The sequence below is a fragment of the Inhella gelatinilytica genome (genome assembly GCF_016093295.1).
Classification (GTDB): domain Bacteria; phylum Pseudomonadota; class Gammaproteobacteria; order Burkholderiales; family Burkholderiaceae_C; genus Inhella; species Inhella gelatinilytica.
In genome coordinates, this window is sequence record NZ_JAEDAL010000008.1 from 92,486 (window position 1) to 115,532 (window position 23,047).

At 58.5% G+C, this 23,047-nt stretch carries 18 protein-coding genes and 1 pseudogene; 5 read left to right on the forward strand and 14 right to left on the reverse strand.

Annotated elements, in window-relative coordinates:
• Window positions 1-83: 83 nt before the first annotated feature.
• Both I7X43_RS14090 and I7X43_RS14095 read right to left on the reverse strand, forming a co-directional pair.
• A complete protein-coding gene (locus tag I7X43_RS14090; RefSeq protein WP_198101594.1) occupies window positions 84-293 on the reverse strand; it encodes a DUF1902 domain-containing protein in 210 nt (69 codons plus the stop codon).
• 22 nt (window positions 294-315) lie between these two features.
• Window positions 316-690 (reverse strand): DUF1810 domain-containing protein, encoded by a 375-nt coding sequence (locus tag I7X43_RS14095; RefSeq protein WP_198101595.1) that lies wholly within the window; start codon window positions 688-690, stop codon window positions 316-318.
• Window positions 691-728: 38 nt separating this feature from the next.
• On the opposite strand from I7X43_RS14095, the gene I7X43_RS14100 reads away from it, so the two are divergent.
• Complete coding sequence (locus I7X43_RS14100; protein WP_310737578.1) at window positions 729-1,334, forward strand: transposase; 606 nt, start codon at window positions 729-731, stop codon at window positions 1,332-1,334.
• Window positions 1,335-2,249: 915 nt separating this feature from the next.
• Here the strand turns inward: I7X43_RS14100 and I7X43_RS14105 are convergent.
• Window positions 2,250-2,885, reverse strand: coding sequence for a GIY-YIG nuclease family protein (locus I7X43_RS14105; protein ID WP_216860154.1), 636 nt, complete (start codon window positions 2,883-2,885; stop codon window positions 2,250-2,252).
• Between the two features lie 159 nt (window positions 2,886-3,044).
• Between I7X43_RS14105 and I7X43_RS16655 the strand changes: the two are divergent.
• Window positions 3,045-3,165 (forward strand): annotated as a pseudogene (locus I7X43_RS16655) (helix-turn-helix domain-containing protein); the annotation flags it as partial.
• A gap of 181 nt (window positions 3,166-3,346) precedes the next feature.
• Here I7X43_RS16655 and I7X43_RS14115 read toward each other — a convergent pair.
• The 3 genes from I7X43_RS14115 to I7X43_RS14125 form a co-directional block, all read right to left on the reverse strand.
• Window positions 3,347-3,703 (reverse strand): hypothetical protein, encoded by a 357-nt coding sequence (locus I7X43_RS14115; RefSeq protein ID WP_198101597.1) that lies wholly within the window; start codon window positions 3,701-3,703, stop codon window positions 3,347-3,349.
• A gap of 102 nt (window positions 3,704-3,805) precedes the next feature.
• Window positions 3,806-4,477: a DUF8840 domain-containing protein gene (locus tag I7X43_RS14120; protein ID WP_198101598.1), complete on the reverse strand. Its 672-nt coding sequence runs from the start codon at window positions 4,475-4,477 to the stop codon at window positions 3,806-3,808.
• Between the two features lie 269 nt (window positions 4,478-4,746).
• A complete protein-coding gene (locus I7X43_RS14125) occupies window positions 4,747-5,145 on the reverse strand; it encodes a hypothetical protein (RefSeq protein ID WP_198101599.1) in 399 nt (132 codons plus the stop codon).
• A gap of 392 nt (window positions 5,146-5,537) precedes the next feature.
• Here I7X43_RS14125 and I7X43_RS14130 point away from each other — a divergent pair, with 392 nt between their 5' ends.
• From I7X43_RS14130 to I7X43_RS14140, 3 genes are all read left to right on the forward strand, one after another.
• On the forward strand, window positions 5,538-6,419 hold the full coding sequence (locus I7X43_RS14130) for a hypothetical protein (RefSeq protein WP_198101600.1): 882 nt from the start codon (window positions 5,538-5,540) through the stop codon (window positions 6,417-6,419).
• A 247-nt stretch (window positions 6,420-6,666) separates the two neighbouring features.
• Entirely contained in the window at window positions 6,667-8,139 is a 1,473-nt protein-coding gene (locus I7X43_RS14135; protein WP_198101601.1) for a DUF2868 domain-containing protein, read from the forward strand.
• Complete coding sequence (locus I7X43_RS14140; protein ID WP_246480443.1) at window positions 8,108-9,619, forward strand: DUF3482 domain-containing protein; 1,512 nt, start codon at window positions 8,108-8,110, stop codon at window positions 9,617-9,619. Before I7X43_RS14135 ends, I7X43_RS14140 begins: the two co-directional genes overlap by 32 nt.
• Window positions 9,620-10,046: 427 nt before the next feature.
• Here the strand turns inward: I7X43_RS14140 and I7X43_RS14145 are convergent, their stop codons facing one another.
• From I7X43_RS14145 to I7X43_RS14180, 8 genes are all read right to left on the reverse strand, one after another.
• On the reverse strand, window positions 10,047-13,133 hold the full coding sequence (locus I7X43_RS14145) for a type III restriction-modification system endonuclease (protein WP_198101603.1): 3,087 nt from the start codon (window positions 13,131-13,133) through the stop codon (window positions 10,047-10,049).
• Between the two features lie 38 nt (window positions 13,134-13,171).
• Window positions 13,172-14,230, reverse strand: coding sequence for a hypothetical protein (locus I7X43_RS14150; protein ID WP_198101604.1), 1,059 nt, complete (start codon window positions 14,228-14,230; stop codon window positions 13,172-13,174).
• Window positions 14,227-16,131, reverse strand: coding sequence for a site-specific DNA-methyltransferase (locus tag I7X43_RS14155; protein ID WP_198101605.1), 1,905 nt, complete (start codon window positions 16,129-16,131; stop codon window positions 14,227-14,229). Before I7X43_RS14155 ends, I7X43_RS14150 begins: the two co-directional genes overlap by 4 nt.
• 22 nt (window positions 16,132-16,153) lie before the next feature.
• Complete coding sequence (locus I7X43_RS14160) at window positions 16,154-16,879, reverse strand: DUF6988 family protein (RefSeq protein WP_198101606.1); 726 nt, start codon at window positions 16,877-16,879, stop codon at window positions 16,154-16,156.
• Window positions 16,872-17,642: a DUF4391 domain-containing protein gene (locus tag I7X43_RS14165; protein ID WP_198101607.1), complete on the reverse strand. Its 771-nt coding sequence runs from the start codon at window positions 17,640-17,642 to the stop codon at window positions 16,872-16,874. Before I7X43_RS14165 ends, I7X43_RS14160 begins: the two co-directional genes overlap by 8 nt.
• On the reverse strand, window positions 17,639-20,893 hold the full coding sequence (locus tag I7X43_RS14170; RefSeq protein ID WP_198101608.1) for a helicase-related protein: 3,255 nt from the start codon (window positions 20,891-20,893) through the stop codon (window positions 17,639-17,641). Before I7X43_RS14170 ends, I7X43_RS14165 begins: the two co-directional genes overlap by 4 nt.
• Before the next feature lie 260 nt (window positions 20,894-21,153).
• Entirely contained in the window at window positions 21,154-21,837 is a 684-nt protein-coding gene (locus tag I7X43_RS14175) for a hypothetical protein (protein WP_198101609.1), read from the reverse strand.
• Between the two features lie 8 nt (window positions 21,838-21,845).
• On the reverse strand, window positions 21,846-22,595 hold the full coding sequence (locus I7X43_RS14180) for a hypothetical protein (RefSeq protein WP_198101610.1): 750 nt from the start codon (window positions 22,593-22,595) through the stop codon (window positions 21,846-21,848).
• Between the last annotated feature and the right edge of the window lie 452 nt (window positions 22,596-23,047).

Sequence of the window (23,047 nt, forward strand, 5' to 3'; positions counted from 1 at the left end):
GGCTCATCACGTGAGCCTGAACGGGCCAAATGAAAATTTCTTGGTTAGACAGGCCCTGGCCCATCACCGCTCTTTGGCGCGACTCACTCGGTCAACAGCTTGATGGCAACCCGCTCGCCTGTGGCCGGGAAGCCATTGGCCTCCAGCAACTCGGGCACCATGATTTGAAGCTTCGCTTCGAGCTGAGTGAGTGACTCAGCCTCCGTGACCAAACCCGGCACCTCATTCGAGATTGCGGCAAAGACCCTCGCCTCTGCGTCCCACTGCACGCGCACGCAAACGTATCGACTCATCGAACTCCCCCAGTGATTGGGCTCAACGTGGCATTGGCAATTTGAGGATCTGCAGGGTCTGGGTATCCAGCCTGCCACTGAAATATCGATCCAACACGGCATGGAACACCGACCCCGGTCCGGCGACCTGGGCGAACAACGTGGTGCAGGAGTGGAGCTTGAGGTTGTCAGGGGAGCCAAAGATCTCAAACGCGCTACGCCCCCGGTGCCTCATCAGTGCGTCCATGCATGCCAACAAGCGAACACCCAAAACAGGGTGATCCAGAAAGGCGCGGGCGGCTTCTAAGTCACCCAAGGCGTAGTAGCGGGCTGTGGTACTGAATCCCAAGCCATCGATCTGCGGGAACACGAACCACATCCAGTGGGTCTGCTTGCGGCCCGCACGGATCTCCGCCAAAGCCTGTTCATGGCTACATTCCGCGCGGGGGGCAGATCGTGGACGCCAGCATCGTGCAGGCGCCCATCACCCAGACCAAGAGCACGGAGCGAGAGGCCCTCAACGAAGGCCAGGCGCCCGACGGCTGGAGCGCCAAGCGTTTGACGCACGCCGACCGCGACGCGCGCTGGACCAAGAAGCATGGCAAGAGCTTCTACGGCTACAAGCTGCATGCCAATGCCGACGCACGCTACAAGCTGATCCGCCGGGTCAAGGTCACGGCAGCCAACGTCGACGATGGCCAGACCTTGAAGGACATGCTGGACAGCAGCAACACCTGCAACCGTCTGCTGGCGGATCGAGGCTATGACGCGCAGGCCAACCGCGACCTGCTTGAGGCCGGGCAAATCAAAGACGGCATCGCGCGCCGTGCCAAGCCCGGCCAAGAGCGGCGCCAGCGCCTGGACGCGCGCAACAAAGCGATCAACCGCATCCGCGCCAGAGGCGAACATGTGTTCGCGGGGCTGGAACAACTCGGCGGCAAATGCGTGCGGGCACTGACGCTGGCCCGGAACGAGTTGGCGATCCTGATCAAGTGCGCGGCGTACAACGCCAAGCGTTTGGTCTGGTTGGTGGGCAACGACCCGCTGGAATGGGCGCGATGAGAGCCGAGGTGCGTCCGCAGAGCCCGGAAATCGGGTTTTGCAGAGCGCCGAGCGCCACGAAAGGTCTCGCGTGCGTGTCCGGCAGGGCTCGAAATGCCCGATCTGGCGGCATTGGACGAGATCAGGCAAGGTCAGTTTGCGAAAACGGGGTTACGCGAAGTGCCCTTTAGCGTCCCTTGTGCGCAATCCTTTGGCGTTAGGAGATGCTTTGGCGTCTCCTGTGAGACTTTGCTCCATGGCTCCTGACCGCCCAGGGCCAAGGCCAAGGCCATCCTCGATGTGGTCCTTGCGCAGCCTCTGCGACTGGCTTCAGCTTTCCATTGCGGATCACTTTAGGTGGCAATACGCGTAAACCAGTCCGATTTGCAGAACATCCCCAGGACCTGGGCTTTTAACCCTAGTGATGCGCGGCGTTGAAGCCTCGGAAAATATAGCATTTCCGCCCTATATCTGGCACACGGTACGGCTGCGTTAATCTGCACCATCCCAACCGTACCAGTCTGAACGAGAAGAGTCATTTATCATGGCTTGCAGGGTTCTCGCTTAGTTTTGTTATGAGTGCTAAAATCAAACGAGGGGCGCCTCGATATCCTTCAAAACGCTCGTGCTCCTTCACGGAACACATCGCATTAATAAGCCTATAAGCAGGGCCATCTCCCGTGAATAGTTGCTCCTCAAGCGCACTGACGTCAAGCGTTATTTCCGTAAGACCGCTCTCACGTAGTTCGTAGTATTTTTCTAGTGCTTCGGCCCAGTATGGATCTGTTGACCAATGTTGCGGAGTGTTTTCCATAAAAAATCTTAAATGACCGAGTGCTGATTAGGCTGCAATTTTCTGAGCCGGGTATCAAATTGATTGGCGCCAGGCCCCAATCAAGGTTGCCTTCTTTGAATCAGTGTGCATCTGGATATGCACTAGCTTTCTGCATAGGTTTCGTTGTAAATGTCCTGAATTAGCTTGCCATTGTGAGTCCAGAATGGGCCTGGCGCAACGCTGTAATCAATCTGGAGGACCTTGCGCGTGGCTGCAGTAAGCGACAATTCCTCGCCGTCGAGCGAAACTTTTTTTGGTCCGACGACGGAAACAAAAATGTCTGCTTTAGTCGAATCCAGTTTCGCACCACTAGGTATACCCATTTCTTCGAAATTTAGGGGTGGACGCTTAGATTTAAGCTTTTCACCAGCAACAATTGATTGAACATCGATGCCACTCGGAAGCATTGCGACCTCTTGCGTGGCATCCTCAGTGTGAAGTAACTTCAGAATGGCAATGGCCTGACTAGGGTCAATCGCGAAAAACTCACGCTTGGGATTTGGCTGGGATGAAGAGAAGGCAATGTGAAGCGCATTTTCAACCTCCTCTGGATTCTCAACTTTGCACGCAAATTCAAGCTTAAAAGGAACCGGGACGCCGGTTGTATAGAGCTGCGCCAAACGAACGGCTACGTCTTCCTGAGATGTTCTTCCGATTTTGATAAGACCCGGCATGGCGGGATTAGAAAGAACGTAGACGATGCTTAGGTTTTTCAAACGATTCACCTCGTCGGTCATGGTGCGCTGCAGTTCTTGGCAAGGCACAACATTGCAGAATCGGTATTCAGGGCCTTGCTTGCAACCCTTGGCATCAGAATACACTGGGCGGATTCAAGATTGAAGTGCAACACCTCGCCACCCCTGTAAGGTGTCGAGATGACCAGAAGTTTCCACTAGTTGGCCGCTGAAGAGCGCGTGGCCTTGGCCGCGCTGAAGTTGCAGGGACACAGTCTGCGCCAGATTGCCAAGCAGTTGGGGCGCAGTCCGAGCACCCTGAGTCCCGAAGTCCGGCGCAATGGCGGCGGGGCAGGACATTCTTCGCAGCAGTCTTGCGCACAGTGTTGCTGTGCGAACGGCCACTTCCCCAGCTCATCCCGTATGGCCCGCTTTGGTCCGTCGTCAGCCACATGCTGGGCTGGCTCTCTTCGCCCCAGCAGATCGCCTCGTGAGGGTCCGTCATGGCAAAGGTTCGCTGGCTTTCACAAACGTTGAATGGGTGTCGCCCCATCCGACGACTCAGTCGGATCAAGGTCGCGCCCATGGGTGTCGATTGCTTCCTTGGGCCAGGCACTTGCGGGTAGTTCCACCACATCGAGCCCCGGCATGGCATCCTGAGTTGCCTCCACCTGATCTTCCCAGTAAGTCGGATCGAATAGCGCACTCAGCAAAGATCGACTAAGGCCGGCCGGGCTGTCTGCCAATGGTGTCGGGTCCTCCTGATCCCAGGCACCCTGGACATCAAAGTCCCGAATGTGTCCGTAGCGTAGATGGCTCGCCACACGACGCGCCTCGGCCGTTGCGTCCGAGTACTTCGTGACCATCAACTGTTGCAGCATGAAGCAAGACAGTTGGGCCGGTGTCTCTAGTGCTGAAGGATGCTTAGCCATAGGAGTCCAGGGTGTCACAAGCTGAAGGTAGCGTCGACGGGTTCCGACCGCTCATTCATCTTCAAATCCCGAATAGATCACGCTCAGTTCATGCCCGCGACGTGGTCGCGACAGGCCCGCCTCGATGCCCGGACGATCCGGGGCGGATTCCTGGACCACCACCCATGCAAAGTGGCCGACCTCACTCTTGGCTGCGCACGCCTCCGCGATAGCGTCCCAATCGTGCGGCCGAACCGGATCAGCGCGGAGATCGTGTGTGCACCGTACGACCACCCATTCGAGTTCCCCGGAATCGCCCACAAACCAAATCGATGGACTCACCCGGGGGTTGGGCTGCATGGAGACCTCGGAGTAGCCATCGGCGATGAGGTTCTCTTCCACGACTTGGACAGCCAGGTGGTGCATTTCCCAAGCGCTCATGGGTGTGGACTCATCTGAAACCAAAGCCACGGGGTCGACCAACGCCCCGGTGGTGGCATTACGCAGCCCCCACCCTGGATCGACAGGTTGCCAGCGGCCGGCGAGCCCCTGCCGCCGCATACCCATGGTGCACGCATGGCCGCTGGCCTGCTCCGCCACCGAAAACAGTCCCCGCACGCTGCCCAGTCCGGCAACCTCGTCATCCGCATCGATGACGCGCACAAAGAACAGCTGATTGCCCAGTCGGAACGACAGATGCTCCTGGTAAGGCGGATGGGGGTGTGACCGAATCCATGACTGCATGCCCCCGATGACCTGGCGATCCAAATGTTTCCCCGCGGCGCTCCAACACCCGAAAAACGCCGAGCTCATCGGTTCTGACTCAATCTTGTACATATTTGCTCCCTTGTTGGTCCGCCACGTGGCGGATCCCGTGCGCGCTCAAGTCGATGAAGCCCGTCGTCAGCGACGGACCACACCTCGACACATGGGTCACCGCTCGCGCACGCCCCGTCGCGGTGACCTCACCTCAATGGGTCAGCCCAAGGCTGGCCGTGAAGACGGGACAGGCATTAGCGAGCAGGCACCACGTAGATCGGACGTCCGGCATAGGGGTTGCCGGCCCCATAGGGGTTGTTGATGCTGTCTGGCGAGTACGGATTGCCATAACGGCCATACCGGTTGGAGGTGGAGTCGGCGTCGTACGGATTGGCGCTCAATCGGCCTCGGTAATTGCCTTGGGCGTCATAGAGACGCGGCGCGTCGGTGGCGTAGGGATTGCGCCATGACTGATTGCTATAGGCACTGCCATAGCGGCTGTATGGATTCATCAGACCGTCCGCTTTGTAGGGGTTGCCCGCGCCGTAGGGATTGCTAAGGCAACGGCTGTCATAGGGACAGACTTGTGCAGAGGCCATCAGGGAGCACAACAAGACAGGCACAACGGCCAAGAACTTAGACGCACGAAACACATTCACCTCCTGAGTCGGTATCGATGGAATGACCTGCCAACGCACTACTCTCGTGGAGGAATCAAGTGCACTGGTAAGACTCAAGATATCGTCCTGGTGGCTCATGGCGCGAGCCATCTCGAGAATCCTGCGCGTTCTTAGTTCCGGCGCGCGCTAAGGTGCTCCTGCACTGGAAATCCTCCCCATCGTCATCTAACGAGAAGCCCGAGCATTCGAGGCATCTAGATCGCGGCTGATGCGAGAGGCCTCATGAGCGCTTTCCTCAATGCGCAGGACCTAAATTGCCAGACGTGTGGGAATTGCCTGGCAACACCCTAGGATGCGCCCTCCAATTGAACCGCACCGTCAGGCGCTGGCTCGAGAGGTAGAGGCTGAAAACAAAGGGAGAAGATATGAAGCTGCGGAGCATCCAACGGCTTGTGATCGCCATACTTGTAGTTCTAGCTGCACTTACCGCGTGGTACAGACCACTTCAAGAAATTGCCGACGCTCAAGTCGATGCCGGCCTGAAGCGTGCATTGATTAGCTTCGCATCGGCCCGCGCACTTAACGCGGTGATTTCGGTCTTCCAAGGCACCGAGCTCTCGATAGAACCGCTTGGTGTTGGCGTCACTTTGACGCCAGGTCAAATCCTCGATCCGGTTAATGATCTGGTCGAGCAGTTCTCTAGCATCATGTTGCTCGCCAGCGTAGCGTTTGGCGTGCAAAAGACGCTTCTCGCCATCGGATCTCACTCCGCCATTTCGATTGCAGTCACCGGCATGGCATTGATTTGGGCCCCTTTCTTCTACCGAGAAAAGGCACCTTCATGGCTGTCACGCATGCTGGTCATCCTTCTGATGATTCGGTTCGCCATCCCGGTTGTCGTGGTGGGGAGCGATTGGGCCTTTCATCAGTTCCTGGTCAAGGATTACGACCAGAACCAAGTCGCCCTAAATGAAACCAATGGGAACTTGAGCAAGCAGACGCCGCCGTCCGCCGCTCCTGTGACGCCTCCCCCAGAAGACCCAAGCGAGGAGAAGGGGCTCTTTGATCGGTTCAAAGAGCGTGCAAAAGCATCTATCAAAACGCCAAGCATCGATCTACAAGCAATCAAAAAAACGGTTGAGGAACTCCCCGAGAGAGTCCTCAAGCTGATCGTCGTCTTTCTGATGCAAACCATCATCATCCCCCTTCTGTTGCTTTGGACGCTCTACAAGATAGCGTCGACGCTCGCACAGCCGAGTAGCGCTCGCGAGCCCACTCGCCCGCCGCAGGCGGCACATATTTCCTAACCAGTTCCCAGCAAGATATGCGTCGGTGTCTTCTGGTGCCGCCCCCGACAAGATCAAGTCCAGCATCAGCGAATGGAGCACACCGTCGAAGCAGGCTCCGAAAATGCGCATCCGCTGTCTCCAAGGCAGCGCATCTAGTTCGGCCGCACTGAATGGGGAGAAGCGGATGGCGTATCGACTGCTATCAGTTGGCAGGGTTCTTTCGCCAAAGGCAGGCTTCATGAGCTTGCCGTGAGGTCCACGAAACATGGCACGACTTTCAGAACAAGAAGCCCTGGCGATCTGTGTCGTTCGAAGCATCGAGCAGTCCGCTCAAAGCAGCGGACTTTGGACAAAGACTGAAGCCACGAAGGCTACCCAGGCAGCCCTGGACCTCACGGAGGCACGCGCCAGCTTTAGTGAGATGCTTGCACGCCGAGCACAGTGGGCGATCAATCATCTGGCACAGCGCTCACCCGAACAGGCTCTTCGGATTAAAGATCCCAAGTGGCTTGGCGCCGCCGCATGGCTCCTTTGCGCTGCTGCGTTTCTCGCCGGTTGCGCGACGGACCACCTTGCATCAGGTAAGCAAGTGAACGTCGTTGAATACAGTCTCGTCGGTTTATTCCTCTGGAATATCTTCGTTTACTTTTTTGTTCTCGCTGGCCTCGCACGCACGTTGCTTCTCGGTGCCCCTAGGTCACCCAGTGTGATCAGCGAATCGATCGCAAAACTCCGCTTCAGGTCAGCGCTCAAGATCAGCGGCCAGCGGACGCGCGGTTGGTTGTTGGCGTGCCAGGAACGCTGGATTCAGCTGTCGCGAACATTGAGCACCTGCCGAACGAACGCTGCATTCCACGGAGCAGCCGTCTGCTTTGCGTTAGGGGTCTTGGCTATGTTGTATTGGCGCGGTCTGCCTACGCAGTACCAAGCTAGTGTCGCCGGCAGCACTTGGCTAGATATCGAGGTCACCTACCAAGTCTTCACATTCATCGTCACTCCTGGCGCACGACTGTTTGGCCTTCAGATCCCCAGCCCCGAGGATGTGGCAACGCTGCACGCCAACGAAAACAGCCTCGAGCTAGCCCGGGGACTATTTCACCTGCATGCTGCTTCTTTGGCGGTGTGGGTTCTGATTCCACGGACCCTACTGGCCCTCATCAGTTTGATCAATCTTTGGCGGCTACGCCGAGCGTTTCCCCTACCAATCACTGCTGCCTACTTCACCGCGCTTCGATCCGTTTGGCGCGGTCAAAAGATCGCCGTGTCGATCGTCCCCTTTCGATACGAGATGTCACAGCAGGCAAGACTTAACCTCCAAAAGATGTTGGAACGAGGCTTCGGCCTCTCGGTTGACATTTCGATTCAGCAACCGGTACTGATGGGAGACAACCCAGCCGACTGGAAGCAGTCGCTGAACAAACAAGGCCACGTTGCCGTCATTCCAGTCTTCAATGTCGCCGCCACTGCCGAATCCAATACTCATGGGGTCTTTTTGACTCGATTGCGATCTGCAATCGACGCCGAAACTCCCCTGGTCCCCATCGTTGATACGGCGGCTTTCACACAGGAGGACCCTAGGCGTCTCCCTGAGCGCCAAGCGCAGTGGAGACGGATTCTGGACAAAGCGCATGCAGAGCCACTTTTTCTGGATCTCGAGAGTGGCACCGAAGGTGATATTTCCACCTTCCACATCAGGATGAACCGTGATGATTCAACCCGGCAGCACCAGCCAAGTTGAGCAGGACAAGAGCATCCACATCTTCATCGCAGCGCACACCAATGTTGGTAAGACTGCACTGCTGCGCACCATCCTTGGGAAGGATGTCGGCGTCATTGAAGATGCCCCGGATGTCACGACCGTAACGGCGTCCCACAAACTTGCGGTAGATGCCGATGGAAGCGCACTGCTGATCTGGGATTCGCCAGGCTTTGGCGACAGCTTTCGACTGGCTCGCAGATTTCGGTTTCGATATCGGTGGCTAACTTGGCTGGTGTGCGAAGTATGGGACCGAAGGTTCCAGCCATCCCTTTGGCGTAGCCAGCGACTTGTGCTTGACCTGCAGAAGCAGGCGGACATCGTTCTCTATCCCGTGAACTTGCTAGAACGCCCTGCTGAAGCTGTCTATGTTGCCCCGGAACTTGAAGTGCTGAGCTGGACCGGAAAGCCAGTGGTTGCAATCCTGAATCAAGGCGGCTCAAGAGGTGACACCATCAGCAGGATCGCCGAGTGGCGGGAGTTTCTGGGTGGCTTCCCTGCCGTGAGGTCAGTGATTGACCTTGATGCATTCACACGGTGCTGGCTTCAAGAGCTGAAGCTCTTCGAGGAGATCGGTCGCCTGCTTCCCGATACATCGCATCAGAGTTACCAGCGACTTGCAAAAGTCCTATCAAGCGAGCATCTGAAACGATTCGATGAATCGATCGCCGCCATCGTTGACCACCTGATGCAGACCGCTGGAGATCGCGCCGAATTGGACACAACATGGTTTAGCGGCGTGGCCGAAGCGATAGATCTAGTTCGCAACAAGCTGCCCTGGGGGAAATCCAAAGAGCAACGCCCGCAGGAGCGCGCCATGGAGGATTTAGCGCAAAGACTGGCAACGCGCGTTAGCGACCTCGCCAATCGGTTGGTCGAGATCAATCGCCTAAATGGCGTGACCTCCGCAGACGTACTCCGCGTAGCAGCGACGCACATGCGCGTGGATGGCCCGTTGAATGCATCGACCGTATCACTAGTCGGTAGCGTAGTTTCCGGGGTATTGACCGGTTTGAGCGCGGACTTGATGTCCGGCGGCTTGACCCTTGGCACAGGCGCGCTGGTTGGCGGCGTAATGGGTGCTCTGGGCGGCGCAGTGATCGCCCAGGGGTACAACGTGCTCACGAGCAAGGACAAGAAGGTGATCCGCTGGAGCCCCAAATCCATCTTCGACGCGCTCGACAACTCCATCCTGCTGTATTTAAGCGTCGCCCACTTCGGTCGGGGTCAGGGAGACTGGCGGAAGAAGGATGCCCCATCGCAATGGTCATCGGCCGTACTCCATGCAAGAGGACGCTACCAATATCGCTTAGATCAACTATGTAGCGCTGACGGCTTGATGGCGAATGCGCAGAGTGATCGGCGAGAGTACACACTGGTGGTACGGGGTTTACTGCAGGAAGTTTTGATTCACCTCTACCCAAACGAGAGTGTTGCTTTGAAATCCGAGGGCCCGAAATGAGATAGTCCCTGATCTTTTTGGCACCGATCCAATTTTGACCTCCGGGGGGTGCGGACAAAAAATTGGATCGGCGCCAGCAGTATCGATAGAACACACTGCCCGCGCGAGCCCAGAGCGAAGGGATCTGCGCGCTGACACGGTTCAAGTTAGCGGGCGGGTGACTCATAGGGCGAGCCACATCGCTCGCCCTGCCTATTTGATGGTCTACGTTATCCATCGAAGTTCAAGGTGAACTCCCTTTGGATGCCCGGCCGCTAATCTCTGCAACCATTGCCAGCAGCTCACCGCTGCTGGCTTAGGCCTTCGACAGCCAGTCCAGGGCCGCCGTTTCGTCTTCCAGATCCATCTCGGTCCTTGAGGCAGCGCAGCGCCACCTTAGAAGTTCGAACGGCTGGTCGTTCTCCAAATCGGGTGAACGCGCAACGGTTCACTCAGCTTGAGCACGCGCGATCAGTCCATCTACATTTTTGAATTTGTCGTAAATCACAGGAGCGTCTTCGCTCGACAAGGCTGCGAAATGGGCACTTCCGCAGGCGATCTTGGCTACCTCCTCAGGCCGTAGTGCCATCTCGAAAAGGTTGCCCTTCGTCTCAACAACAAAGTACAGCTTGTCCCCCTCCGAGGTGTTGACCAGTACCGCCCAGTCCGGGTTGTAGGTTCCTAGGGGGGTAGGCACCTTGAACCATCCCGGAAGCTTCGCGTACACCTTGATGGCGTCGTTCTTCTCCAATTGGTCTGCGAAATCACGCTCCACCTCGGAGTCATAGATCACGTGCTGATAGACCGACCGCTCGGTGTTCAGAAGCATGTTCTTCAGGTAGCCGGTCAGCTCCTCCCGCTCGAACAGCTCCTGCGCATAGAACTCGTCATCGCCCAGCCGCTGGTAGCGGATCCCCTCGACCAGGACCGTTCGCTTGCATCGGTTGATCGCTTCGGCAGCGGTATGAATGAACTGCTGCGGGTTGCGCTTGAAGTCGTTCAAGCGTGAACCGCTGTCCACCAAGATCCTGGCAATGCTTCGACGGGTTAACTGAGTGCGGTTCTGCAGCTCGGTCAGTACGTCGGGTAAATCGATGTTGTCCTCGCTCAGTGCGACCTGCTCGGCCCCACGTCTTTCGTGTGCCAACACGCCCGCTTGACCGATTTCCATGTCCGCCTTGCGCCACTGCAGTCGGGTCCGGCTCACTGGCGGCATTTCCTTCAGCGCCTTGGTGCAATCGTCAATCAGCTTGTCGTTGTCGAAGTCGACACGGTAGGTCGTCTTGAACTTGATGCGATCCCAGAGTGCTTTGAACTCCTCGCTGTCCAGCACGGCGCGTCGCACCGGCACGGTTTGGCGCTCGTCGGCGTTCTTGATCTCCAAGCGGCCGGCCACCTTTTTGAGCAGGGCCAGCACTTGAGCACGGTGCGCCTCCAAGGCGGATGGCAAGGGCAGCGAACCGTCCTTGATAAGCGGCTTGAGCGCATCTTGCACACGCCCCTTGGCATCAATCAGATTGGCCGACTTCAGGTGTTCAGCCAGCACCTTAGACGCCTGAAAACCCAGCGGTTGCTGGGTGCCGTCCGCTTGTTGCACGGGAATGCCGGCAAACAGGTGGTCTGGTACGACACCGAATTGATAGCCGTCGGCCTCAATCTCCTTCTGCAAGCTATCAGCGAACTGTTCGTAGCTCTCGTTGGCGATCACTGTCAGCGTGTTCACCTCAAAACCACGCACGCGCTCCCCATGCTGGTTCACGCAGAGTCGTAGGCCACGACCAATGGTCTGGCGGCGCCAACGCTCCGTTTCCCGCGTGCTGAAGTTGCAGATCTGGAAGACGTTCGGGTTGTCCCAGCCTTCCTTCAGTGCCGAGTGGCTGAAGATGAATTTCAGCGGCGACGCAAAGCTCAGCAGTGTCTCCTTGTCGCGCATGATCAAGTTGTAGGTGTCGTCGTCAGCGGCCGTGCTGCCGCTGGTGTCTTTGAGCACCTCGACCACCTTTCCTGCCACTTTTTTCTTGTCGATGGAGAAGTAGCCGTTGTGCACCTCATGTGCTGCCGCGCGCAGGTCCACTTCGCCAAACAAGCTCTGGTAGTCCGGGTGGCGCGCCCAACGCTGGTACTCCTCTTCGAAGATCTGCGCGTACACGCCCTTTTGCGCGTTGCCTTGCTCGTCATAGATGCGGTATTTGCTGACCTCATCGATGAAAAAAAGACTGAGCACCTTGATCTTCATGGGACGAAGGCGTTTCTCCTTGTCCAGATGTTCCTTGATGGTTCGGCGAATCATTTCCCGCTGCACGACCAACGGCTCCACGCCGCCCCACACATCGCCCACCCGCAAGAACTCCTGGCCACCTGGCACATGAAGCTCCATCAGAGCCTCTGACTTGGGACTCTTGGTTGCCACGCGCAGCGAGCCAATGCGCAGATTTGCGTAGATGTCGCGGCCAGTCTCCTGCTCCAGGTCAAAGCCGTCCTGCACCTGGCGCTCCTCGCGTTTGATCGCGCCGGTGCGGGTCATCACATCCAGCTCCACCGTGGCGGTGATCGTTCCGCGCGTGCTCTTCACGGCCAGCAGCTTCACGTAGGGCTTGTTGAAGCCTTGTTCCACCGTGGCAGCTGCTACCTCGATCTGCTTGACCAGCTTCTGCTCGTAGGCATCCACCGCATCCAGGCGGTAGACCATGTTGTGCTTGTCGACGTGGGTGGCTGAGTAGCGCAGGGTGCACAACGGGTTCATGCGCGCCATGGCCTTCTTGCCACGGCCATCCATGCCGCCATCCACGCTCTGCGGTTCGTCCACGATGAGGATGGGTCGCGTTGCCCGGACCAAGTCGATGGGCTTCTCACCGCCCGTCTTCTCACTGGCCCGGTACATCACGTTTCTGCTTCTCTCACGGCGCAAAGATTCATCAGCCTCTTCAGCCTCAGCTGCTTGCTCATCGCCAAACTTGTTGATCGCGCCAACCGTGACGACCATGATCTGCACGTTCGGACTGGTAGCGAAATTGCGCACCTGGCCCAACTTGGCCGAGTCGTACTGGAAGAACTCGTAGCCTTTGATGGAGGGGTACAGCGTCTCAAAGTGCTCGCGCGTGATCTGCAGCGTTTTATTGACGCCCTCTTTGATGGCCACTGAAGGCACGACGATGACGAACTTCGTGAACCCGTAGCTTCGGTTCAGTTCAAAGATGGTCTTCAGGTAAACGTAAGTCTTTCCGGTTCCCGTTTCCATCTCCACCGTGAAGTCGGGCGACAGCTGCGTCGTGGGCGGCAGGCCATTGCGCAACTGAACCGCTCGCAGATTGCCTTCAATCTCCTCATCCAGCAGCGTGAGTCGATTTCCAATTCCGCCTTGATCGGTGGCCTGCATGCCCTCCAACATCCCTTGCAAGGGCGATGTGCCGTCGCTGGCGGCACGCATCGTGACGGTGAACTCGGTTCGGCAAATTTCTTGACCGTTGAACAGGTCCAAGACCGCCTGCACGGCATCGGTCTGGTACGTGAGATCTGACTCGAAGTGAAGTTTCATTGTTCTGATTCCGCGCGTTCCGGGCGAACAAGGCGCTGTCAAAAGTGTCTGTAAAGCAGGTGCCGCCGATCCTGCTTAGCTGGCTGCCAATAGAGAATGACGGTGTGCTGCGCACTGGCGGCTGCTTGATTGGGCTTTCCGAACGGAAATACCGGTTTCTCAAGCACGCCGTATCCCGCACAGCGCAGCACAAAAGCCAGTGCTGGGGGGGCCAATGAGGGTGAGCTCAAGACTTCAGGAGAGCCATCCCACAACAAGAACCACTCGCCTTCTTTGTGGAGCAGGTAAAGCGCTACATGCGAAAGGCCCTCATGGCCCGCGGCTTGCATCGCATTCGCCAGGTCTTCCACCAAACCTGGTGCGATCTCAGCGACATAGGCCATGTGACTGGCCAACCAAAAGTCCGACAGCGCCCGCTCACACTTGGGCTGGATGTCCTCCCAGTCCACGATGTAGCCTTCTGCCACGTCTGGAGGCATGTACGCACTCAGCTCAACGGCTTCATTCAAACGGGCGCGATTGGCAAACATGCTCCGACGCGCCTGAATCGCGTCCTCGAAGAGGTACTCGAATCGGCTCAGTGTTAGATGCTTCGCTAGTTGATAGCCCGACAAGCGCCCGATCAGCACTTCACTCGCACGAGGCTCCTGCAAGCACGCGTCCACTTGCTGGATGAATGCAGGACAAGATTGCGGCGTTTGGTTGAACAGCGCCTTGATCACATCAGAACGCTGATCCAACACTTCCAAAGCGCGTGCGAAACGATGGCCGTCTTCCGTCACCCGCTCCCGTAGATAGGTCTCCTGCTCCAGATCCCGGCGATGAAACCGGAGTCGATAGCCCAGGTCCTTTAGGCGGACGCCCATGTCTGAGCGGAGCGGCATAAAGGCCGAGGTCTCGCCCAGCAGCGCTCGCTCCAAGAGCGTGTTTTGGATAGACATCCACAACTGCTCGGTGGGACGCGAACTGATGGCCTCATCCATCTGGACGGCCAGCTTCGCGATACGTGCCTGGGTTCGAAGGGCAGCTGTTACAGCCGTGAAATCCTGAAGCAGGTTCGGTGGCCCGTCCGCGTACTCGTCGAAATCGAGGCTCATAGGCTGCGAACCTTGGCGATGCCGTGCTGTTCCAGGATGGCTGCCAGGTTGGTCTTGGCCACGTCGTTCTCGAATGCGCTGTCTCGGAACACGCAGGTCACGTCACCGGCTGTTTGAAGCTCCCGATGCCAGGCCACGATGCCGAGGGCCAAGGCCTCCGCTTCGGAAGCCTTGATCGACTCATCCAAACAGGCTAGGAGAACGCCGCCACCGATGCTTTGCGCGGTCTTGCCCGCCACAACTTTGGACTCGATGGGGACGCAGAGATCGAGTCCCAGCTTCAGCAGCAGTTCGTAGAGGACATCGTCGTTGCTGCGGTCGCCCGCGACATGTTCGAGGTGGTCGAACAGCGACTGCGCCAACTCATCGCGCTTGGGTGCCCAGGCCGTGATGTTGGAGCTGTCGAGCCGGAACGTACGGAACCCCACATCCCCAGCGAACATTGGGTCGGCATCCTTGTGACGCTGGCCTGCACTCTTGATGCGAGCGCGCGTGATGTCGGCAATGGTCGTCCACCCTGCGGATTCAGCCCCAGCCAAAGGCTCGGGCAATTGCACGAGGATGCAGCGCCGCTTGCCTCCGTCCTCTGCGTTCTGGGCAAACAGGGCGTCCATCGTGGTGCCTGTTCCCGCAAAGAAGTCCACGACGATGTCATCGCCATCTGGCGAGGTGCCGATCTGAAGGATCCGGCGCATCAAGCGAGTCGGCTTTGGCGTATCGAAGACGACGTCGGAGTTCGGGAAATCAACGGCAGCAATCAGCTCCTTCTTTCCCTCCTGCGTATGACCAACCTCTTGGTAGGTCCATAGCGTTTGAGGGACGCGGCCGTCTTTCACCTCCGAAAGAAAGCGCTTGATCGCTGGAACGTTGCTGCCATCACTTCCCCACCAAATGCGGTTGTCGGCGTTCAGCTCGTCAAACTTGGACTTCGATACGCGCCAGTAGGTCCCCGGTGGCGGACCTGAAAGCTGACGACCGGAAGGACAGGTGATGGGGTAGGTTCCTTCGCCGTAGTAGTTGCGGGCCGACAGATCGCCAGGTTTCCAGGGGCCTCTTGGATCGTTGTCTGGGTTTAGATAGCGCGCTTCCATCTCCTCAGTGCGAGGCAACAGCCTTGGCAGCCAGACCTCCGCGTTCTTGGCGTAGACGACGATGTAGTCATGGTCTTCTGAAAAGTGCCTCGCAGAGTTCTTTGGCGAGTAGACCTTCTGCCAGATGACCGAAGCGATGAAGTTCTCTTCACCGAAGACTTCGTTCATTGCGGCCCTGAGGTTGTGGATCTCGTGGTCCGCGATGCTGACAAAGATGACGCCGTCGTCCTTGAGCAGGCTGTGCGCCAGCTTCAAGCGCGGGTAGATCATGTTCAACCAGTCGGTGTGGAACCGACCACTGGCCTCGGTGTTGCTGCTGATCCGGCGTCCGCCTTCCACCTGTCCCGTCAGCTCTAAGTAGTTCTGGATGCCGTTGTGGAAGTTGTCGGGGTACACGAAGTCCTTGCCCGTGTTGTAGGGCGGGTCGATGTAGATGAGCTTGACCTTGCCGGCGTAGCTCTTCTGCAGGAGCTTGAGCACCTCCAGGTTGTCGCCTTCGATCATCAGGTTTTGCGTGGTGTCCCAGTCCACGCTGTCTGCCGGGCAGGGGAGCAGCGTGCCCGTGCTGGGCGTCAGCGCCAACTGGCGGGCGGTGCGCTTGCCGTGCCAATTCAGGCCGTACTTCTCATCGACATCGGTCACGGTGGCATCGCCCACCAGAGCCTTGAGTACGTCCAGGTTGATGGCAGCACCTTGCGCGCCTTCGGTCACCAGCTCCGGGAACAGCGCCTTCAGCCGCGCGATGTTTTCGGCGGTGAGGTTGGCACTTTGCGTCTCGGGTGCACCGGGCTGAATGGGTTCAATGGTCATGGGGAAAGCTTCTTCTAAAGGTTCAAACTGGGGCGTTAGATGCCGAAGTGCTGCCGCTTATGCCAGCCGGCGGCTCCGTGGTGGGCATGGGCGGCGGTAGGTCAGCACTAAAGGTAGCCTGCAGGTGGCTCACTGCGTGAACCAGTGGCTGACGCCCAGCCAAGATGGCCAACATCATGACAGCCATCAGCATCAGGCCATTTCCGTTGCGCAGGGCAGCAACTAGCAGCGGCACGGGGTAGCCGGATCGGCTGCACGTCAGCGCGTGCAGGCCGCCGTGCACAAACGAGTTCAAGGCTGGGGCGTTGTTTTCCTTGAAGGCCCGCAGCGCAATAAGGGGGGCAACCGCTTGCGGCTTGCCTTCCAGCTGCTTGAGCATGTCGGCCATCATGGGGAGCTTATTGGCCGCCGCTTCGGCGTCCTTGCTCAGTGGGGCGGTGAGCTTGCCGATGGCCACGTCGCTGGCGGCATAGAGCAGCCACACGGCGCGGACCAGGGCCTCGTGCTGAACCCGAAGCAGGCTCAGCGCGGCGGTCAGCATGCCCTCGGCCACCAAGACGCGCATCGCCCGGCCATGTTCGATGGCGAGAGACGCCGCCGCCACGCTGGTCAAGATGCGGTTGGATTGATCGAAGGGACGGTAGTTCTCGGCGTCCAGCGCCTGTATCAGGGCTTGCTCCAGTGAATCGGCTCGTTGCAGGGCGCGTTCCAAAGCGGCCAAGTCTGCGTCGGCTTGGGCTTCAGCCATGGTTCGCCTCTCCGAGCATGCGGGCGGTTTGCTGCTGGATCTCAGACTGCAGGCGCTTGATCTCGACGTTTAAGGCCACTTGCCTTGGCAGTTGCTTCTCCTTGCCTGCCTCTGCGCGCCGCTGAGCCAGCTGCTGCTTCAGCGCCCGCACGCGGTTGGCGGCTTCGTGGCGCTCGCCAGCTTGTTCGGGCGAGCCACTCAGCCGGAACTGACCGACCTCGTACGCAATACCGAAGGCTTGCAGGGTGTGGATCCAGCTTTCGTACAAGGACCGCAGATCGTCCCGCCGCTGCCGGCTGAGTGAGAGCGCAGCCAGCGGAGCCGTCGCATTTGCCTCAAGATCGAGCGCCACGGTGTGCACGGGGCCATCGAGCACCACCTTGTCGCGCTCGTTCTGAGCAGCACGCAAATGTGCCAGCGAGAGGCTCACTCCAGCGTCCGACTGGGTGATGAGGAGCATGGGGTACGGCACCGCCCGATGCAGCAGCTCAACCAGGCGCACCGTCTTGGCGCCGGGTTTCAAGGCGAGAGAGAGCACCGCAATTTCTACGTACTCACGATGCTCGTCTTTGAACATCGGCACACCGACCAGGTGCGGCTTCAGGGACGCCAACCACTGGATCTCAGCGACCCCATCCTGAATCTGGCGCTTGTCGGCGGCCGTGGCCGCGGCGTGCTCCGTCAGGAGCTTCTTTGGAACCCTCTGATCGACTCGCGTGGATGCTGGCAACTCCAGCGCCGAAACAACCCGCTCCAGGCTCATGCGGCCTCAGACTCGATCGACGGGCTATGCGGCACGGTGCCATTTCCCGGCAGCACGACCAAGAAGGCTTGCACCTCAAAGTCGTTCATGCCAGCGAATTCGCCCTTCATGGCGTGTGTGCCGCCCGGCGAGAACAAGCTGGCAACCGCGCGCTCTTCACCCTTGCCCACGACCGAGGCTACGGCAGCGGCCAACAGGTCTTGCGCGTGGCGCATGTCCTGGCCTTGGCGGGTCTGCTTGCCGAAACGGGCCACGCAGCCGGCATCCGGCAATTCACGGCCCACGCTGAGGCGCTTGAAGCGATCCAATGTGTGCTTGGCCTGGGAGTAAGGCAGCAGCACGGAGCCGTCATCACCGACATGCACCAAGTAGATCGGCGCCAAGGGGTAGCTCGGATCGATGGCCTTCTGCGCCGCCTCGCCAACACCACGAAGACAGAACAGGATGCCCGGCGGAATGTCAGCTTCTTGGGTGGAGGTGACGGCCATGGCCCCCAAGGGCATGGCTTCTAGCTTGCCTGGATGTGCCGCCACGTAACGTGCCAGATCAATGCGGAAGTCTGTCAGCGTGAGGTCGGTAATGGAAACGCCGCTGGATAGGTCTTCCAGGTCAATGACCGAGTCCTGCAGCTTGAGCAACTGCGTGCGGCGGTACTCCAGATCGTTCATCGGGTCGCCGGACTGCTGCTCAATGATGTTCTCTTCGCCAGTAGCGGAGATGTCGAGCAAGACCATGCGGCCGCTGACACGCTGCTCCAGGCCGATGTACTCCTCTAGCTCCATGTTGGGCCAGAAGTTGACGAGCTGGATACTGGTGTTCTGGGACCCGATACGATCGATCCGGCCGAAACGTTGAATGATGCGAACCGGGTTCCAGTGGATGTCGTAGTTGACAAGCCAGTCGCAGTCTTGAAGGTTTTGGCCCTCGCTGATGCAGTCGGTAGCGATCAAGAGGTCCAGCTCGCCTTCTTCAGCCAGTGCGGCTGGACGTTCCTTGGAACGGGGCGAGAACGAGGTCAGGATCGAAGACAGGTCCTTGCGCAGTCCGCCCAAGGTCGTTCTGTTAGAGCCCGCCCCCGTCACCAGGGCTGACTCGATACCCAGCTCACTGCGCGCCCAGTGGTGCAAGTGCTCATACAGGTAGCTGGCCGTGTCCGCGAAGGCTGTGAAGACGATGATCTTGCGGTTGCCGGCGTTGATCGGGTTGCGCACTTTCTCAGCGATTAGGGCCCGCAGCTTGCAGAGCTTGTCATCGCGTTCGGCACCGACTTGGTTGGCGGCGGCGTGCAAGGTGGCCAGGCGGTTCCGATCCTCGGTGAGGTCTTGTCGCCAGCGAGCCAGGTCCATGTCGCTGAGCAGGACCTTGACCTTGCGGCCCACCAGCAAGGGCTCGAAGGCGGGATCGTCGATGTCCACGTCGGCGATGTCGATCTCGTCGAATTCGTCCTCTACGCCATGGCTGCCAGCCTTGTAGGACTGCACGCGAGCAAGGGTCGCTTCCACGTCTTTGAGCTGGCGCCCCACCGTCAACCCAAAGGAAGACACCGAGCTTTCCATGCGCTTGAGGAGGTTCACCCGCATGAGGTGAATCAGGCTCTCTTCACGGTCCACCTGCCGGAAGATGCTCTCTCCCCCTCGAATGGCTGTGCTGTACTTCTCGTCGTAGGCCGCCAGGCGGTTCTCCTTGACGTAGCGCAGCGGCGCGTAGCTGGCGAGCTTCAGACGACGGATCTCCAGGTTGATCTCTTTGATCGACTGGAACTCGCCCGCTGTGTCGACATCGGCCTTGATGTTGATCGGCGGCTGGCGGCTCGGGAAGCGGCCAGTCTCGCTGGTGCCGTAGTACTTCTCGATGTGCCTGCGAGAGCGGGCAATGGTGAGGTGATCCAGCAGGCTGAAGTAGTCGAAACCCAACATCTCGACAAGGAGCTGCGGGGTTCGTTCTTCTTCAGCCAGGTCCAGCCACCGGTTGAAGGCCTTTTGCGCCCGGCGCGTGGTGCTGTCGATGCTGGCGATGCCGTGCTCGCTCAGCGCGGTGTCGTCGCCTTCGGTGACGAAGGCAATCTGGTTGCGCAGGTCGGCAAGCCGGTTGTTCACCGGCGTGGCCGAAAGCATCAGCACCCGGGTCTTGACCCCTTCACGAATGATGCGGCGCATCAGCCGGTCGTAGCGTGTCTCCCCACCTTGTTTCGGGGCCTTCTTGTTCCGGAAGTTGTGTGACTCATCGATTACCACTAGGTCGTAGTTGCCCCAGTTCACATTCGCCAAATCGATGTCGCCCGAAAATCCACCATCGCGTGATAAGTCGGTGTGATTCAGGACGTCGTAATTGAAACGATCTGCAGCCAACACATTCCGCTGGTCATTGGCCTTGTAAAGGGTCCAGTTCTCGCGCAGCCGCTTGGGGCACAGAACCAATACGCGGTCATTCCGCAGCTCGTGGTACTTGATGACGGCCAACGCTTCAAACGTCTTCCCCAGGCCCACGCTGTCGGCAATGATGCAGCCGCCGAATCGCTCCAGCTTGTCGATGGCACCGACCACGCCATCCCGCTGGAACTTGTAGAGCTTCTTCCAGACCGTGGTGTTGCGAATGCCGGTGGCGGACTTGACGATCCGCTCCTCGTCCATGTCCTGCTCTTCGGACTGGAAGAGGTTGAAGAGCACGGCGGTGTAAATGCTCATCGGATCGCGGGCTTGTGCCAGCGCCTCCAGGCTCGCCAGGATTGCGGCCTTGCCTTCAGACTGCGCACCCAGCCCCGACCACTGCGCATCGAACCACTGCGCCAACATCTCGGCTTCAGACGGCGTCTCGGAGGCTTGGATGAAATTCAGTGGATTCCCGGGTGTGATGCCAAGCCCATCGGTCGACAAACCGAAGGATCCATGAACAGCTTGCAAGGGCTGGCCCTCTACTCCGCGGAGTACCGCCAGACCTTGAGGAACCGTGCCGGGGGCGCACCGAAGTGCGGCACGCTCAAGCAGCCAACTCGCAAATTGCCTCGCCAGATAAGGAGCAGTAAGTCGATTGCGAGCTGGCCTATCGGCATCATTACCGAGCAAACTTGTCTGCGCTGAATCAGCAGGAACGATCACGCGTGCGCTCCGGATGTCTCCGATTCGCCCCTGCAGCTCTTCAAACCCGAATAATGAGGTGGTGCCGGTCAGTAGATCCAGCTGCCCACCAGCAACGATGGTCGATTCGATGAGATCGACAACGCGATCTCCCCCAGCATTCCGAACCAGTTTCATTTATATCTGTCTCCCTGCTGCCAATTTAACGCAGCGGACATGCATCCCGCCGCTGACAGATCGACGGAATCAAGCTTCCTCTTTTATATAAAAGCTGTTCAAGCTTTCACATCGAAAAGAGGAGAGGTCAAAGACCCCTACCCGCAGCACTCCTGCCGGCCCCGAGCTTGGCGGCGACGCGTCTGCACCACCTCACGACTGCAACGCGCCTTTCGCAGCAAGACTCACACCAGAGGAGGGGCGCAAACCAGCGTGCCATTTCAGGCTGGCTCCACTTGCCAAAGCGCCGTCAAACTTGGGCCGCCAGGCAGGAATCCGATGAGTCGCCAATGAAGCCCTTGACAGGCGAATTCGGCGCGCCCTATCACGCCAGCGGCGAGGCGCACCTCCCGGAATTCGCAGTTAGACCCATCTGTTCCTATGACCGCTGGATACCGAAGTTTTTCCTTGACCACGTCGAAAAGGCGGGAGAGTGGCTGGTGGCGTGCGCGCCAATTTGAGAAGAACCAAACATTGCTGCCCCCCTCCCCTGAGCTGTCGCCGCGATGCAAGAACAAATCAAGCGTTCCATCTTTAATTTCGTGGAGCCCATACTGACCAAATCCACGCCTCAGCCATATTTCAACTGACTTTCCCATGCTCTCATTCCGCAGCTTGAATCTTGCCGTCGCGGTCTCCACGTCTCGTACAAACCTACCGTTAACAGCCAGAGCGCTCACCGCGCCATGAGCCGAACCGTCTAGGGACCAGCTATCGGCCTCGTACCGCCAGCCGTTGGGCAACACAGCAGGCAGTGAGGCGAAGCTGTAATGAAGGTCGCAAAATTTCAAGACATCGAAGGATTGCCCGAGAACCTCTGTCACTGCCAGCCAGTCCAGTCCGGCGCAAGGGTAATAAAGGCTGCGTCGCCCCGCCCCCTCTTTTGGCAGCAATTCAACCGGCATGCAGAGCATCAGAGAACCTCATGCGTGCGCGCAACCGTTCCCACCGCTTGCTCACCACCAATGATGTCCGCGAGTGCCAATACAAACACGCGCAATTCGCAAGTTGACAGAATGACCTCAATAAAGGGAACGAACGGCTGGCCGCCCAAGCAGGGAACCAGTATTCCGTCCCTCTCATCGGCTTCGAGCATGACGTCGTGCCGGCGACCCCATGCAGTGAGCTCCTCTCTTAGCTTCGAGCATTCCTGGACCTGACGAAGTTCAGGGCGGAAGCGTTTAAGGAGTTGCCGCCCTCCCTTTTCAACCCAAGGAGACTGTACAAAACAGTAGCCGTCTATCTCGCCGACCGATGTCGCTCGGGCTGTAAACCCTGTTGTCGGAAGTGGTCGAGATCCGTCCTGAGGAGTCGGATGGCTCAAGCTGTTGCGGATCGACTCAATAACGTCTCGGTATCTCAAGCCAGCAGCCGACCGCCATGACCATCTAATGGCACTTGGGTTCAAACCTAGCCGCGGGGGGCTCGCATCGATAGGCACATCGAGATATTGCGAGTACCGAGGCTTCATTGCCTTCAGTCGACTTAACTCAATGAAAGAGGTCAGCAATGATTGAAGCAGGGAAACCGCCAACGTTGCATCAAATTGCTCCCTTGGGTCAAGATTTCGCGAGAGTCGCTCGTACTGCAAAAGGATTTGCCCTGCGCGGCGTGCGAAATCCGCGTGAATCTGGCCATCACTCGTCTGCACGTATTCGGTCATCACCTATGCCCTTCATTCTTCACGCTAGCTAGCAGTGGCATCCGCTTGATCAGCGTCTGTCGTCAACAGTTTCAGTCGAGTTCGTCCGAGATTGGGAATGCTCACCATTCAGATGACAACCCACCTCTCTGCTCGTTGGCGCTCTCAGTTTCGCTGACTACTGTATGGGCCATGTGGCGCAGTAGATGAGCCAGGCCATGAATTGGAAATGCATCCGGATGCGCCCGGTGCAAGGTCAACAGAATCCACGTGCCTATGGCCCAACCATCCGCTTGGGCTTGCGCAGACGAGAGGCCCAAGGTGACCACCGCCGAACGGTGACTCGCTTGCGCCCAGGGCTGTGGCCACAAGGTTGTCGGGTGACGTAGCCCGCTCTGGCCGGAACGGTCAAGCAGACATGTTCACACTCCGAATTGGGCCGAGACGAAGCCCGATCTGGTTGATTCAATTGC